This is a genomic window from Pseudomonas sp. MF08831, from assembly GCF_059862645.1.
In genome coordinates this window covers 455791-471415 of record NZ_JCBCUX010000002.1, presented here as the reverse complement: position 1 = coordinate 471415, position 15625 = coordinate 455791, and the positions used below count along the sequence as shown (strand labels likewise).

At 61.9% G+C, this 15625-nt stretch carries 11 protein-coding genes and 1 pseudogene; 4 read left to right on the top strand and 8 right to left on the bottom strand.

The features are described from left to right. Positions 1-322 precede the first annotated feature (322 nt). From AC19YS_RS05450 to AC19YS_RS05440, 3 genes and pseudogenes are all read right to left on the bottom strand, one after another. A complete protein-coding gene (locus AC19YS_RS05450) occupies positions 323-2671 on the bottom strand; it encodes an FdhF/YdeP family oxidoreductase (protein WP_200624259.1) in 2349 nt (782 codons plus the stop codon). Then, positions 2668-3507: a formate dehydrogenase accessory sulfurtransferase FdhD gene (gene fdhD / locus AC19YS_RS05445; protein ID WP_200624260.1), complete on the bottom strand. Its 840-nt coding sequence runs from the start codon at positions 3505-3507 to the stop codon at positions 2668-2670. The genes AC19YS_RS05450 and fdhD overlap by 4 nt, the downstream gene beginning before the upstream one ends. Positions 3508-3604: 97 nt before the next feature. Next, a pseudogene (locus AC19YS_RS05440) lies at positions 3605-4503 on the bottom strand (LysR family transcriptional regulator). Positions 4504-4634: 131 nt separating this feature from the next. On the opposite strand from AC19YS_RS05440, the gene lysM reads away from it, so the two are divergent. Next, a complete protein-coding gene (gene lysM / locus AC19YS_RS05435) occupies positions 4635-5075 on the top strand; it encodes a peptidoglycan-binding protein LysM (RefSeq protein WP_200624261.1) in 441 nt (146 codons plus the stop codon). Between the two features lie 139 nt (positions 5076-5214). Here lysM and yrfG read toward each other — a convergent pair whose 3' ends face one another. Then, positions 5215-5877: a GMP/IMP nucleotidase gene (gene yrfG, locus AC19YS_RS05430; RefSeq protein WP_106577426.1), complete on the bottom strand. Its 663-nt coding sequence runs from the start codon at positions 5875-5877 to the stop codon at positions 5215-5217. An 87-nt stretch (positions 5878-5964) separates the two neighbouring features. Here yrfG and nudE point away from each other — a divergent pair, with 87 nt between their 5' ends. After that, a complete protein-coding gene (gene nudE, locus AC19YS_RS05425) occupies positions 5965-6531 on the top strand; it encodes an ADP compounds hydrolase NudE (protein ID WP_106577427.1) in 567 nt (188 codons plus the stop codon). Then, positions 6528-7364, top strand: a complete 837-nt coding sequence (gene cysQ / locus AC19YS_RS05420; protein WP_200624262.1) for a 3'(2'),5'-bisphosphate nucleotidase CysQ — start codon at positions 6528-6530, stop codon at positions 7362-7364. Before nudE ends, cysQ begins: the two co-directional genes overlap by 4 nt. 348 nt (positions 7365-7712) lie before the next feature. On the opposite strand, the gene AC19YS_RS05415 is transcribed toward cysQ, so the two are convergent. The 4 genes from AC19YS_RS05415 to rfbB all read right to left on the bottom strand — a co-directional run bounded on the left by AC19YS_RS05415 (position 7713) and on the right by rfbB (position 12529). Beyond that, on the bottom strand, positions 7713-8168 hold the full coding sequence (locus AC19YS_RS05415; RefSeq protein ID WP_200624263.1) for a thioesterase domain-containing protein: 456 nt from the start codon (positions 8166-8168) through the stop codon (positions 7713-7715). 26 nt (positions 8169-8194) lie between these two features. Beyond that, the gene (locus AC19YS_RS05410) at positions 8195-9580 is read right to left on the bottom strand and encodes a sigma-54-dependent transcriptional regulator (RefSeq protein WP_119738161.1); all 1386 of its coding nucleotides are present in this window, start codon (positions 9578-9580) and stop codon (positions 8195-8197) included. Then, positions 9577-11385, bottom strand: coding sequence for a sensor histidine kinase (locus AC19YS_RS05405; protein ID WP_106577431.1), 1809 nt, complete (start codon positions 11383-11385; stop codon positions 9577-9579). The genes AC19YS_RS05410 and AC19YS_RS05405 overlap by 4 nt, the downstream gene beginning before the upstream one ends. 61 nt (positions 11386-11446) lie before the next feature. Beyond that, on the bottom strand, positions 11447-12529 hold the full coding sequence (gene rfbB, locus AC19YS_RS05400) for a dTDP-glucose 4,6-dehydratase (RefSeq protein WP_106577432.1): 1083 nt from the start codon (positions 12527-12529) through the stop codon (positions 11447-11449). 151 nt (positions 12530-12680) lie between these two features. On the opposite strand from rfbB, the gene AC19YS_RS05395 reads away from it, so the two are divergent. Then, on the top strand, positions 12681-15584 hold the full coding sequence (locus AC19YS_RS05395) for an aminotransferase (RefSeq protein ID WP_500601132.1): 2904 nt from the start codon (positions 12681-12683) through the stop codon (positions 15582-15584). Positions 15585-15625 lie beyond the last annotated feature (41 nt).

The following is a 15625-nucleotide window of genomic DNA, read 5'->3' as shown; positions in this document are numbered from 1 at the left end:
ATACAATTCTCTAAGTTACTGTTTTGTATGGGGAACTTAAGTGGATTTTGCGAGTCTTTAGCTACTTCGGAACGGCCGCTTTTATGCAAAAGCGGCCTTTTTTGTGCCTGGGGTTTTCAGTAGTCGTGGCGAGCGGCTTGTTGTGGTGAGCGGGCTTGCCCCGCGTTGGGCTGCGAAGGGGCCCCAGATAATGTCAGCGCATTTTTTCAGTCAGAACGCAGTGCCTGGACCAGGGGCTGCTACGCAGCCCAACGCGGGGCAAGCCCGCTCGCCACAACGGGCCCGGTGCCGCAACAAGCGCGCTTGCCACAACGGGTCTCGGTCAGGCCGAGCGCGCCATGATCAGGCCGGTCGCACTCGCCGCTTCCAGACGGATCGCCACAAACTTCGACGTCGGCGTATGGCTGCCATCGCCTGTGCTCTCCAGTGGCACCAGCGGGTTCACTTCCGGGTAGTAAGCGGCTGCCTGCCCTGCGGGAATATCAAACGCCAGCAACGTAAAGCCCTTCACTCGACGTTCACGGCCGTCTTCCCACAGCGAAATGATGTCGGCTTTCTGCCCGGGCTTGAAGCCCAGGCGGATGATGTCGGCTTCATTCACGAACAGCACGTCACGCTGACCTTTCACGCCACGGTAGCGGTCGTCCAGGCCGTAAATGGTGGTGTTGTACTGATCGTGAGAGCGCATTGACTGCATGATCAGGTCCGGCACCCGGCCTGTGGCGTGGGTGCGTTCGTGGATCAGGTCTTTGGGCAGCACGTTCGGGCGGAAATTGGCGCGGCCCGAGGGCGTGTTCCAGCGGCGTGCGCCAGCGGAGTTGCCCAGGTAGAAACCGCCCGGGTGTTTGATGCGCTCGTTGAAGTCCTTGAAGCCTGGGATGGTGTCGGCGATGAGGTCGCGGATGCGCCCGTAGTCGGCGACCAGCCAGTTCCAGTCCACGGGTTTGCTGCCCAGGGTTGCGGCAGCAATGCCGGCAAGAATCGCAGGCTCGGATTTCATCAGCTTCGACAGTGGCTGCAGTTGGCCGTTGGAGCCGTGAACCATGCTGAACGAGTCTTCCACCGTCACCGCTTGCGGGCCGTCGGCCTGGATATCGATGTCGGTACGGCCCAGGCACGGCAGGATCAGCGCGTCTTTACCGTGCATCAAATGGCTGCGGTTGAGCTTGGTGCTGATCTGCACGGTCAGGTCGCAGCTGCGCAGTGCTTCAAAGGTGCGCGGGCTGTCGGGCGTGGCTTGGGCGAAGTTGCCGCCCAGGCCGATAAACACTTTGGAGCGGCCTTCGAGCATCGCGTGGATGGCTTCCACGACGTTATGGCCACTGTGGCGCGGCACCTGGAACTGGAAGCGTCGTTCCAGGGAATCGAGGAATGCCACCGGTGGGCGCTCGTTGATGCCCATGGTGCGGTCGCCCTGCACGTTGCTGTGGCCGCGCACCGGGCACAAGCCGGCGCCTGGGCGGCCGATGTTGCCGCGCAGCAGCATCAGGTTGGCGATTTCCTGGATGGTCGGCACCGAGTGGCGGTGCTGGGTGATGCCCATCGCCCAGCACATGATCACGTTCTTGCCTTTGGCGTACATGCGCGCCGCTTGCTCGATCTCCACCAGGGTCAGGCCGGACTGCTCGACGATCTCATCCCACGAGGTGTCGTCGATCTGGCCCAGGTACTCCAGCACGTTGGTGGTGTGTTCGTTGAGGAAGTCGTGATCGAACACGGCTTCTTTGCCTTCGGCCTGGGCCTGGCGTTCCCACAGCAGCAGGAACTTGGCCATGCCGCGCAGGATGGCCATGTCGCCGCCCAGTGCCGGGCGGAAATAGGCGGTGTTGGTCGGCTTGTCGCCGTTGGTGAGCATTTCCAGCGGGTGTTGCGGGTGCTGGAAACGTTCCAGGCCGCGCTCTTTCAGCGGGTTGATGCACACCACTTGGGCGCCGCGTTTGACTGCCTCACGCAGCGGTTCGAGCATACGCGGGTGATTGGTGCCGGGGTTCTGGCCCCACACGAAAATCGCATCGGCGTGTTCGAAATCGTCAAAGGTCACGGTGCCTTTGCCCACCCCCACGCTTTGCGCCAGGGCCACGCCGCTGGCTTCGTGGCACATGTTTGAGCAGTCCGGGAAGTTGTTGGTGCCGTAGGCGCGCACAAACAACTGATACAGGTAAGCCGCCTCGTTGCTGGCGCGGCCCGAGGTGTAGAACTCGGCCATGTCCGGGCTTGGCAGTGCGTTGAGGTGCTTGCCGACCAGGTCGAACGCCGCTTCCCAGCTGATCGGCGTGTAGCGGTCAGTTTCGGCGTCATAGCGCATTGGCTCGGTCAGGCGGCCCTGGTATTCGAGCCAATAGTCGCTTTGCTCCAGCAGTGCGGTGACGCTGTGCTTGGCAAAAAAAGCGGCATCCACGCGGCGTTTGGTGGCTTCCCAGTTGACCGCCTTGGCGCCGTTTTCGCAGAACTTGACCATGCCGCTTTCCGGCGAATCGCCCCAGGCGCAGCCCGGGCAGTCGAAGCCGCCGTTCTGGTTGGTCTTGAGCATCATGCGCAGGTTTTTCAGCGCGTTGTCGCTGGTCAACCAGGCCTGCGCCACGCTGATCAGCGCGCCCCAGCCGCCAGCCGGGCCTTTGTAGGGCTTGTAGCGCGGAGTCGGGGTTTGGTCGGCTTGGTGGTGCTGGCTCATGACTGGTTCTCCATCGCAGGGCTGTAGACCCGCGGCGCACTTTTCTGCGGCAGGTGGATGAGATTGAGGTTGTGTCGGCGGGCCCATTGCAAGGCCAGGCCGGTAGGCGACGACAGGCTGACCAGGGTCTGGATGCCCGCGCGCAGAACTTTCTGGATTAATTCGAGGCTGCAGCGACTGGTGACAATCGCCAGGCCGCCGTCGGTCGGAATCTTTTGGCGGATCAAGGCGCCGATCAACTTATCCAGGGCGTTATGCCGGCCGATGTCTTCGCGGCCCATCAGCAATTCGCCCTGATTATTCATAAACACCGCCGCATGCACTGCGCCGCTGTACTGGCCCAACGGCTGGAACGCGCTGATGCGCTGGCGCAGGCCGTCGAGCCATTCGGCAGGTGGCAAAGGCGCGCCGGTCAGCACTTTAAGGTCTGGCAGGGCTTGCTCCACCGCCTCGACACCGCACAAACCGCAGCCACTGGTGCCCGCCAATTGGCGGCGCTGCTGCTTGAGGTTCCAGAATGCACGGCTGGAAATTTGCACCTGAGCGTATTGGGCGGAGCCCGAACCGCTGAACTTCAAGTCATATATGTCGCTAACGTCGGTGATAATGCCGCTGCCGATGCTGAAGCCGACGATGAAATCTTCCAGGTCCGTTGGCGTCACCAACATGACCGCCTGGCTGATGTCGTTATAGGCAATCGCCAACGCCACTTCTTCCGCCAACGCTGTGCTGGCGAATTCTGTGTGTTCGAGGTTGTAAAACTGGTAGCTCTGGCTGGAGGCGGGCGCGGGTATTTCGAGGGCGGGCGCCGCGCAGACCGGGCGCTTGGCGTTCATGTGGCAGTACCACCGGCGGATTGATCAGTGTTTAGACTAGGCGCGACAAAGGGTCGCGTCTAATCGCCAGTACTGATCTATTGATAGATGGCGTCGATCAAGGCTCTTGTTGCGATTTTTGAAACAGCGTGAAACAGGATTCCGCCAATGCCGAACGCGGTGCGCTGCGACGCATGATCAGCCCAAGGCGAGCCAATGTGTGAGCGTCTTCAATGGGTTGCAGGCGCAGGTGCTCAGTCAGTGCATCCAGGCCGCCGTCCAATGGCATTACCGCGCAGCACAGGCCGCCGTGCACGGCTTGTAACAATTGATGCACCGCATCGGTTTGCAGCAGCGGTTGCGGGTTGAGCCCGCGGCTGTGGAAATTGTGGTCGATGGACTGACGGAAATGCATGCCGCTGGTGAGCATGCCCAGCGGCAGTTCGATCAGCGCTTCCCAGCTCAACGGCTTGTCGCCGAAGCTGAAAAAACGCTGGTCGTAGAGCAGACCCATGCGGGTTTCGCAAGGCCAGCGAGTCGAAGCGCTCGTTATCCAGGCGCTCCAGATAGGACATGCCGAGGTCCAGGCGGTTGCTCGCCAGCTGTTCGAGGACTTGCTCGGAGCTCAATGCCGACAGTTCAAAGCGCAGGCTCGGATGCGCTTTATGCAGTTGCTGCAAGGCCAAGGGATCGAAGCTCGACAACGGCACCACACCCAGGCGCAAGGTCCCGACCAAATTGCCGCGACAGGCCGCTGCTTCGGCCTGCAAGCCGTCATAGGCCGCCAGCACCGTGCGCGCCCACGCCAGCACGCGCCCACGCCAGCACGCGCTCGCCCGGCGCGGTAAAGCCTTCAAAGCGCTGGCCGCGATTGACCAGCGGCAAGTCCAGCTCTTCTTCCAGGTTACGCAAGCGCATCGACAGGGTCGGCTGGGTGATATGGCAGCGCGCGGCCGCCTGACCGAAGTGGCGCGTCTCGTCGAGGGCGATGAGGAATTTCAGCTGTTTGATGTCCATCTTCGCTCCGGGCTTATTCCAATGGCGGGGGATTCTAGCGCGTTTGGGTCTTTGGTCGGCCTGGAACCCAAGGCAGCAGGACTGGTCTAGTCTTTGGCATCTGGAACTTAAAAACCCAAGGAGAGCGCACCATGAGTATTTTTAGCTTTGTTAAAGAAGCAGGCGAGAAACTTATTGACCTGTTGACGCCGGGTAACGCCAACGCAAGTGATGAGTTGAAAAAGCACATCAGCGATGTCGGGCTCGGAAACCCGAATATCACCGCAACCGTTGATGGCGACAAGGTCACCGTGAAGGGTGAAGTTGCCTCTCAGGAAGAAAAAGAAAAAATCATCCTGGCTGCAGGCAACATCGCAGGTGTTGGCAGTGTAGAAGACCAGATCACCGTGACCGGCCCGGCTGTGACAGCGGCCCGTTTCGTCGTCGTGAAAAAGGGCGACACGCTGAGCGCGATTTCCCTGGCGGTGTACGGCAACGCCAACCAGTACCAAAAGATCTTTGAGGCCAACAAGCCGTTGCTCAAAGATGTGGACAAAATTTACCCAGGGCAGACACTGCGCATTCCTGAGTAATACGCTGGCCCAACGGTGGGAGCCGGCTTGTGTGGGAGCTGGCTTGCCTGCGATAGCATCACCTCGGTGTCATTGATACACCGAGGTGCCTATATCGCGGGCAAGCCCGGCGCTCACACAAGCCCGCTCCCACTTTTGATTAGAGCCCGGCGATCAGATCCCGGTAATCCCCCACCGCCGCAAACTCTGCCGTGTCCTTTGGCCCCTTCTTGCTGTCCGGTTCTTTCACTGCCAGCAGATGCCCCACGCCAAAATCCCGGGCACTGCGCAGGATCGGCAAGGTGTCATCAATAAACAGGCTGCGCGCCGGGTCGAACTGGATGTCCGCTTGCAGGGCATCCCAGAATTGCGGGTTCTCCTTGGCAAAACCATAGTCATGGGAGCTGATCAACCGCTCGAAATACGGCGCCAGTTCAATGCGTTCCAACTTCAAGGACAGCGAGTCACGATGAGCGTTGGTGATCAGAATCACGCGCTTGCCGGCCTGCTTGATCGCCGCCAGAAAGGTATCCGCGTCCGGGCGCAGGGCAATCAGGTGGGCCGTTTCCAGCTTGAGTTCGCGCACCGGAATATTCAGTTCCGTGCTCCAGAAGTCCAGGCAATACCATTGCAACTGTCCCGCGTTACGCTCGAACAGTGGCTGCAGTTCCCTATCGGCCATGGCCCGGCTTACGCCGTGCAGCTCGGCGTAGCGTTGGGGTAGGTGCTCCATCCAGAAATGGTTGTCGAAATGCAGGTCGAGCAAGGTGCCGTCCATGTCCAGCAGGACGGTATCGATGGCGTGCCAGGGCAAAGAGGGCATGGGGCGTTCTCATGTAAGTAAAGATATCCGACACAGACAATCGGAAAAGCCACGGTATAGTAACCCGATCACGCCAAGGAGCCGCTTATGCGCCAGAAACCCACCGTCCTCGCCCGCGAAATAGTCGCCAGTAGCCGTTTGTTCCGCGTGGAGGAAGTGCAATTGCGCTTTTCCAATGGCGTTGAACGGACCTACGAGCGCCTGGTAGGCCGCGGTGCCGGCTACGGCGCGGTGATGATCGTGGCGATGATTGACGACGATCATGCGTTGCTGGTGGAGGAGTACTGCGGCGGCACCGATGAATATGAGGTGTCGTTGCCCAAGGGGCTGATCGAACCCGGCGAAGACGTGCTGGCGGCGGCCAACCGTGAACTCAAGGAAGAGGCCGGTTATGGCGCGCGTCAGTTGGAGCACATTACCGAGCTGTCGTTGTCGCCCGGCTACATGAGCCAGAAAATTCAGGTGGTGTTGGCCACCGATCTGTACGAAGAGCGCCTGGAGGGCGATGAGCCTGAGCCGATGCGGGTTGATCGGGTTAACCTGCGCGAGCTGTCGCAGCTTGCGCAAAACGAGCAGTTCAGCGAGGGGCGCGCCCTGGCGGCGCTGTATCTGGTACGAGACCTGTTGACCCAGCGTGGAGCGTTTATCGCATGAGCGAACTGTTTTTAGGTCACCCGTTTATTGCCCCTGTGATTGAGCTGGCCCGTCAGGCGGGTGAAGTGATCCTGCCGTATTGGCGCGCCGACGTGGAGGTTACTTCCAAGTCGGATGACTCGCCGGTGACGGCAGCGGACCTGGCCGCTCACCATCTGATTCTCGCCGGCCTTACCGCGCTCGACCCGAGCATTCCGGTGTTGTCCGAAGAAGACGCGGATATCGACCAGAGTGTGCGTGCGGGCTGGCAGCGCTGGTGGCTGGTTGACCCGCTGGATGGCACCAAGGAATTTATCTCTGGCAGCGAAGAATTCACCGTCAATATCGCCTTGATCGAACAAGGCCGCGTGGTGTTTGGCGTGGTATCGATGCCGACCAGTGGTCGTTGCTACTTCGGAGGCGCGGGGCTGGGGGCGTGGCGCTCTGATGTGAACGAGGCACCCAAGCAGATTCAGGTACGCCAGGCGCCGGCAGCGGGTGAAGCCTTCACCGTGGTTGCCAGCCGTCGCCACAGCAGCCCTGAACAGGAGCGCCTGCTACACGGCTTGAGCGAAGGCCTGGGAGCGTTGAAGCTGGCGAATATCGGCAGCTCGCTGAAATTCTGTCTGTTAGCCGAAGGCAGTGCCGATTGCTATCCACGTTTGGCGCCGACGTCGCAGTGGGACACCGCAGCGGCCCAAGGCGTGTTGGAAGGCGCGGGCGGCGAGGTGTTGGAGTTGAGTGGTAAGCCGTTCAGCTATCCGGCGCGGGAATCGCTGCTGAACCCGTTTTTTTTGGCGCTGCCGGCCAAGGCCGCATGGCGCGAGCGCTTGCTGACCCTGGCGAGATCCTGAGCCTGGCCTAGATTCAATGTGGGAGCTGGCTTGCCTGCGATTACGGTAGAGCAGCCACTCACGCTGTGACGGTCAGGCCGCTATCGCGGCGCCTCAACAGACCTTCCGATAAACGCAAAATAGGTAACAGACGAGCTTTCGTGGCGAGCGGGCTGGCCCCGCGTTGCGCTGCGAAGCGGCCCCACTAAGAACACCGCGCTCTGCTGACCGACCGCCGTTTCAGGTTTTAGGGCTGCTTCGCAGCCCAACGCGGGGCAAGCCCGCTCGCCACGGGGGATGGGGTCACCATTCGCAAGTTGTGTAAACACCGTGGCAATCCAGCGCTCATATTTTTTTGGGGTTTGGCGGTTAACGGTGCAAGACGTACTGGCCAGTAAACGCCACCGCGCGCTCCTCACTCCCCTCATTCACAATCCACGTCTCCAGCGTCAGCCGCGCGCGACCATAACGGTTATACGTCGCCACAAAACGCTTCCACACCTTCTCCTCCGGCGCTCGACACACCACCGTCGCATCCCGTGTGACTGGCAGCGGATAGCTGATCTGCCCTTCCTGAATCACGATATGCCCGTCTTCTATGCCTGCTTCGCGCAATTGCAGGTGCAGCCAACCCCAGCCCGCCAGCACGGCGCCGCAATACAGGCTGCCGCCAAACATGGTGCTCTTGTGGTTGATATTGGCTTGCAAGGGCAGGTGCAGCTGCAACTGGCCGTGTTGCCAGTCAAGCACCTTGAGGCCCATTTCCCGGGTAAGCGGGATGTCGTGGTGAAGGATGGATTCCAGGTAACGGCTGTCGCGGCTCATGGCGGCCTCTTGGCGAGTGGGCAGGGTCATTCGTCGTCGGCGCTGTGGTTGGCGCTGTCGGCGAAGTTCAGGCCGTGCTTGCGCAGTTTGTCGTGCAGGGTTTTGCGCGGTATGCCCAAGGCTTCGGCGAGGCTGCGCACCGAGCTGTGGGGGCGGGTCAGCTCGGCGGCGATCAGGCTTTTTTCGAACTGCTCGACCTGTTCGCTCAGGCCGCCGGGCGTAGAAGTCAGGATGCCAGCGGCAGGGTTGTCCGCCGTGGCGTCCAGTGCCAGTTCGAGCCCCAGGGCAAAGCGTTCTGCCGCGTTCTGCAGTTCGCGCACATTGCCGGGCCAGCTATGACGCAGCAGCAGCGCGCGTTGGCCTGGTTGCAGCTCGTTAAGCGGCAGGCCGTGACGGCTGCTGGCCTCGTCGGCGAAGTGTTGAAACAGCATCAAGGCATCCTCGCCGCGCTCGCGCAACGGTGGAATGCGCAGCGGTGCAACATTGAGGCGGTAATACAAGTCGGCGCGGAAGCGACCCTGATCGGCAGCCTGGCGCAGGTCTTCCTTGGTGGCAGCGATGATGCGGATATCCAGCGGGATCAGTTGATTGCCCCCCAGGCGTTCCACCACGCGCTCCTGCAACAGGCGCAACAGCTTGACCTGAACGTCCAGGCTCATGCTTTCGATTTCATCGAGAAACAGCGTGCCGCCATTGGCGAACTCGAATTTGCCGATACGGCGTTTCTGCGCGCCGGTAAACGCTCCCGGCTCATGGCCGAACAGCTCGCTCTCGACCACTGATTCGGCCAGTGCGCCGGCGTTGATCGCCACAAACGGCCCGCTGCGTCGGCTGGACAGGTCGTGCAGCGCGCGCGCCACCACCTCTTTGCCGGCGCCGGTTTCGCCGAGGATCAGCACGTCGGCGCGGGTCGCGGCCAGGGCGCCGATCTGCTCGCGCAGGCGCAGCATTTGCGGCGAATGCCCGACCAGGCGCGTGCTCAATTGCTGACGGTCACTGAGGGCCAGGCGCAGGCTGCGGTTGTCCAGCACCAGACGGCGCAGGGCCAGGGCGCGACGCACGCTGTCGAGCAGGGCATCGCTGGCGAAGGGTTTTTCAAGGAAATCATAAGCGCCGGCTCGCATGGCTTGCACCGCCAGCGGCACGTCGCCGTGGCCAGTGATCAACAGCACCGGCAATTCCGGGTCCTGGCCGTGCAGTTCGGCGAGCAACTCCAGGCCGTCCATGCCGGGCATGCGGATGTCGCTGACCACCACGCCCGGCCAGTCCCGCGACAGGCGCGCAGTGAGGCCGGTGGCTTCGCCCAGGGTCAGGACGTTCAGCCCGGCCAGGTCCAGGGTCTGGCACAGGGCCTGACGCAGGTGTGGATCGTCGTCGATCAACACCACCTGAATCTGGTTATCGATACTCATACACTGCGGTCCTCGGACGGTTGCAGACTGACGCCCGGCGAGCCGGCACGCAATTTCAAGGTTAACAGCGCACCGCCTTCCTTGTGGTTGGCAAACAGCAATTCGCCACCAAAGGCACGCATCAACGTGTCACAAATTGCCAGCCCCAGCCCAAGGCCCTGGGTGCGCGTCTTGGTGGTGTAGAACGGCTCGCTGGCGCGGCCCAGGGCTTCCATGCAAAAGCCTGGACCGTTGTCGCGAATGTACAGGTTGACGCCCTGTTCGGTGGTTTGGGCACTCAACCAGAGTTTGCGCGGCGGGCCTTTTTCGGTGAGAGCATCGAGGGCGTTGGCCAGCAAGTTGCCGAGTACCTGGCGCAGACGCGTTTCGCCGGCCTGTACCCACAGGGTTGCTTCTGGCAAATCGCGGATCAGCTCCACTTCCATCGACCGTCGCCGCTTGGCCAGCAACGCCAGTGCATCGTCCAGCGCCGGTTGCAGGGCCACGCTTTCCGGTGCGTGGCGGTCGCGACGGGCGAACGCGCGCAGATGCGCGATGATCGAGGCCATGCGCCCGGTCAGTTCGCTGATCAGTTTGAGGTTGCCGCGAGCGTCATTGGTGCGCTCGTGGTCGAGCAGGATCTCGGCGTTTTCTGCGTAGCTGCGAATCGCCGCGAGCGGTTGATTGAGTTCGTGGCTGATGCTCGCCGACATGGTCCCCAACGCTGACAGTTTGCCGGCTTGCACCAGGTCGTCCTGGGCGCGAACCAGTTCCTGCTGGGCGTGTTCGCGCTCAAGCACTTCCTGTTTCAGGCGCCGGTTGAGGCCTTCAAGGTCGCTGGTGCGCTCGATCACGCGGGCTTCCAGTTCGCGGCGCGCCTTGGCTTCAAACGCGATTCGTTCCAGATAATGGCGACGGCGCTGCATCATCAAGCCCAGCAGCAGCATCAGTACCAGCAACGTGGCGCCGCCGACCGCTACCACCGTGCGCACCGGGCGATTGATCAGCGAGCGCGGCGCCAGAATTTCCACCGTCCAGCCGGTTTCGGCAATGGCTGAGGATTGGCGCAGCCATGCCGTCGTACTCAAGGCCAGCGGCTGGGGGTCGCGCGTCGGGTAGGGCTGGATCGCGATGATGGCTTGGCGCTCTTCGGCGGTCAGCGGCCGTGTCGCACGGAATCGCCATTGCGGGCGCGATGTAAGGATCACCACGCCGTTGTGGTCCGTCACCAGCAGTTGTTCCGGGGTTTTGCCCCACAGGCTTTCGGTATGGTCCAGGTCAACCTTGACCACCAGCACACCGATGATCGTGTCGCCATCGCGCACGGCGGCGGCGAAGAAGTAGCCGCGTTTGGCCGACGTGGTGCCCAGGCCGAAAAACCGGCCCAGGCGCCCGGCCATGGCTTCGCTGAAATAGGGGCGAAACGAGAAGTTGCGCCCGACAAAGCTGTCCTGCTTGTCCCAATTGGAGGCGGCGAGCGTTTTGCCGGTGGTGTCCATCAGGTACATCACTTCCACCCCGGCCTGGGCGGCGACGTTCTTGAGCAACAGGTTGGCGTTGACCAGGTTGGTGCTGACATCGGGCGCATCCAGCGCGGTGCGCAGGGCCGGCAAGTCACCCAGAATCTGGGGCAGCACTTCATAGCGGTGCAGGGTGCCGAGCAGGTTGGCGACGTAGAGGTCAAGGGTCTGGCGGTTTTGACCGGCCAGTTCGCTGCGGTAATAGCGCTCGGCCAGGTGTTCCAGCGGCCACAGCAGCGGTGCCAGGCACAACGCCAACAGGGCGAGGCTGCGCCAGCGGGGTCTTCGCGGAAGGGGTGGAGTCATGGGAATCATGCGCCTGTGGGGACAGGCGCATTATGCCTAGCTGTGGTGCGTGATGCTGTTGTTATGCGATCAGGTCTTTTGGCTCGGTGTTACCCAGGCGCTCACCCTGATAGCTGCCGTCCTGAACGCGGCGGCACCAGTCGAGGTTATCGAGGTACCACTGCACCGTTTTGCGCAGGCCGGTTTCGAAGGTTTCTTCGGGCACCCAACCCAGGTCGTGCTCGATCTTGCTGGCATCGATCGCGTAGCGCTGATCGTGGCCCGGGCGATCCTTGACGAAAGTGATCAGGTCGGTGAATTTTTCCACGCCCGCCGGGCGATTGGGTGCCAGTTCTTCGAGTAGGCCACAAATGCCGCGTACCACGTCGATATTCTTCTGTTCGTTGTGGCCGCCGATATTGTAGGTCTCGCCGACCACACCTTCGGTAACCACTTTCAACAGCGCGCGAGCGTGATCTTCGACGAACAGCCAATCGCGCACTTGCAGGCCATCACCGTAGACCGGCAGTTGCTTGCCGGCGAGGGCGTTGAGGATGACCAGCGGGATCAGTTTTTCGGGGAAGTGGAACGGCCCGTAGTTGTTCGAGCAGTTGGTCAGCAGCACCGGCAGGCCGTAAGTGCGCTGCCACGCGCGGACCAGGTGGTCGGACGCCGCCTTGCTGGCCGAGTACGGCGAGCTTGGCGCGTAAGGCGTGGTTTCAGTGAACAGGTCGTCCACGCCGTGCAGGTCGCCATAAACCTCATCGGTGGAGATGTGGTGAAAGCGAAACGCGCTCTTGGCCGGCTCTTCCAGCGTTTGCCAGTAAGCGCGAGTGGCTTCCAGCAGGCTGTAAGTGCCGACGATGTTGGTCTGGATGAAATCCGACGGGCCATCAATGGAGCGGTCGACATGCGACTCGGCTGCCAGGTGCATGATTGCCTCAGGCTTAAAGCGCGCAATCACGGCGCTGACCGCAGCCTGGTCGATGATATCGGCCTGCACGAACTCATAGCGGCTATTGGACGCAATGCTGGTCAGCGATTCCAGGTTGCCGGCGTAGGTGAGTTTGTCCAGGTTGAGCACGTCGTGCTCGGTGTTTTGAATCAGGTGACGAACCAGGGCGGAACCGATAAAACCGGCACCGCCGGTGATGAGAATACGCATGTCGAGGGCCTTTTCCTTAGACGAAGACTTGGCGAAGTTGGCATAGCTTGAGTTGTGAATCGGGACGGCACAAGCCCGGTATGCATGAGGGGTTGATTAACAGCCCCGAACAATGGCGATATAAGCGCCTGAAAAAGCAGAGGTCGCCACCATGTTGCTCGCCACGTTGATCCATCGTGCCAGTTTGCCTTGCCCACAAATAAGCGCCGATCAAGCCGCGCAATTGCTCGAGCAACATTACGGTTTGACGGGCGCGTTGCAGTCGCTGGGCAGCCAACAAGACCTCAATTACCGAGTTGACAGCGAGCGTGGCCGCTTCGTTCTGAAGATCTGCCGGGGCGACTACGCCACCATTGAACTGCAGGCCCAGCACGCCGCCCTCAATGACCTGCAAGCGCACGTGCGCGTGCCCAAGGTGAACCGCGCACTGACCGGGGAAGACGTGCTGAGCGTCACGGTGGGCGGGCAAACCGTGCACCTGCGGCTGCTGGACTATATCGACGGCCAGCCCCTGACGCATCTGCCGCACCTGGGCCGTGACGTGATCGCAGGCTTTGGTGAGCTGTGTGGACAGGTCAGCCGCGCACTTGAGCATTTCGAGCACCCGGGCCTGGACCGCACGTTGCAGTGGGACCCGCGCCACGCCCATGCACTGATCACGCACCTGCTGGCCAACCTGAATAACCTGCCGCACCGCGACGCCATCGAGCGCGCGGCCAACCACGCACACACGCGCCTTCAGCCTTTGGCCGATCACCTGCCGTGGCAAGCCGTGCACCTGGACATCACCGATGACAACGTCGTTTGGCAGCGCGACGCCCAGCGGCATTGGCAGGTCCAGGGCGTGATTGATTTCGGCGACCTGGTGCACACCTGGCGCATTGCCGACCTGTCGGTGACTTGCGCGGCGCTGTTGCACCATGCCGATGGAGACCCATTTGCCATCCTGCCGGCGGTCCAGGCCTGCCACGCGGTGACGCCATTGCTACGCGAGGAGTTACAGGCGTTGTGGCCGCTGATTGTGGCGCGCGCGGCGGTGCTGGTGCTCAGCAGCGAACAGCAGCAACGCCTTGATCCTGACAATACTTACCTGCTGAAAAATGCCGAGCACGAGTGGGAAATTTTTCATGTGGCGACCTCGGTGCCGTTTGCGCTGATGGAGGCGGCGATCCTGAGCTGTGTCGCACAAGCGTTGCCGCCGATGGCCGGCCAAGACTTTGCACCGTTGCTGCCGGGCCTGGTAGGGCGTGAGTTTGCGCTGATCGACCTGGGTGTACTCAGCCCGCATTTCGAGGCCGGCAATTGGGAGTTGCCCGGCATAGACCACCGGTTATTGGATGAAGCGGCGACCCTGCATGGGCTGGCGGCCAGTCGGTATGGGCAATATCGGTTGTCGCGAACGCGTGCCGACAGTGCCGTCGAGCCGCAGACTTTCCCGCTTCACGTGGAGTTGCATCTGCCTCATGGCACCGTATTGGAAGCGCCCTTTGGCGGTACGTTGCGCCAAGGCGACGACGGTCTGCTGTGCTTGCATGACGCTCAACTGAGCCTGCGCATAGGCGGCGCGAAAACCGCGTTGAAACCGGGTTCGGTGGTGGTGAAGGGGCAACTGCTCGGTGAGGTGCACGCCCCGCTCACCGTACAGTTATGCCGTGCCGAGCTCGAACCGCCGTTGTTCTGCACGCCGTCCAGGGCGCCGGCGTGGCAAGCCCTCTGCCCGTCGCCGGCTGCGTTGCTGGGGCTGGCCTGTGATGCCGAGCCGGAGCTGGACGCCGAAGCTCTGCTGGCGCGTCGGGATGCCAGTTTCGCTCGCTCGCAGAAGCACTATTACGTCGACCCACCGCGCATCGAGCGTGGCTGGCGCAACCACCTGATCGACATGCAGGGCCGTTCCTACCTGGACATGCTCAACAATGTCGCTGTGCTGGGCCATGGCCACCCGCGCATGGCGGCGGTGGCGGCGCGGCAATGGTCGCTGCTCAACACCAACTCGCGCTTTCACTATGCGGCGATTGCCGAGTTTTCCGAGCGTTTGCTGGCATTGGCGCCAGAGGGCATGGACCGGGTGTTTCTGGTCAACAGCGGCACCGAGGCCAATGACCTGGCGATCCGCCTGGCCTGGGCCTACAGCGGCGGGCGCGACATGCTCAGCGTGCTGGAGGCGTACCACGGCTGGTCGGTGGCGGCGGATGCGGTGTCGACCTCGATTGCCGACAACCCGCAGGCATTGAGCAGCCGCCCGGACTGGGTGCACCCGGTGACCGCGCCGAACACCTACCGCGGCGAGTTCCGTGGGCAGGACAGTGCGCCGGATTACGTGCGAAGCGTGGACCACAACCTGGCGAAAATCGCCGCGAGTAACCGCCAGTTGGCAGGGTTCATATGCGAGCCGGTCTACGGCAATGCGGGGGGCATTTCACTGCCGCCGGGTTATTTGCAGCAGGTGTACGCGCGGGTGCGCGCCCAGGGCGGCGTGTGCATCGCCGATGAGGTGCAGGTGGGGTATGGGCGCATGGGCCACTTTTTCTGGGGCTTTGAAGAGCAGGGCGTGGTGCCGGACATCATCACCATGGCCAAGGGCATGGGGAACGGCCAGCCGTTGGGCGCGGTGATCACCCGGCGCGAAATCGCCGAGGCGTTGGAGGCCGAAGGGTATTTCTTCTCGTCGTCGGGGGGCAGCCCGGTCAGCTGTCAGATCGGCATGGCCGTGCTGGACGTGATGCAGGAAGAAAAGCTGTGGGAAAACGCCCAGGTGGTGGGCGGGCATTTCAAGGCGCGCTTGGAGCAGTTGATCGATCGTCACCCACTGGTCGGCGCTGTTCATGGCTCCGGCTTCTATCTGGGGCTGGAGTTGGTGCGTGATCGCCATACGCTTGAACCGGCCACCGAAGAAACGGCGTTACTGTGTGACCGGTTACGGGAACTGGGTATTTTCATGCAGCCTACGGGTGACCACCTCAATATCCTCAAGATCAAGCCGCCGATGGTCACGTCCAAACGCAGCGTGGACTTCTTCGTCGACATGTTGTCGAAGGTGCTGGATGAGCAGTTGTAATAGTCGATTGTTATCGGTTATTTGCTGTGATGTTTTGTGAT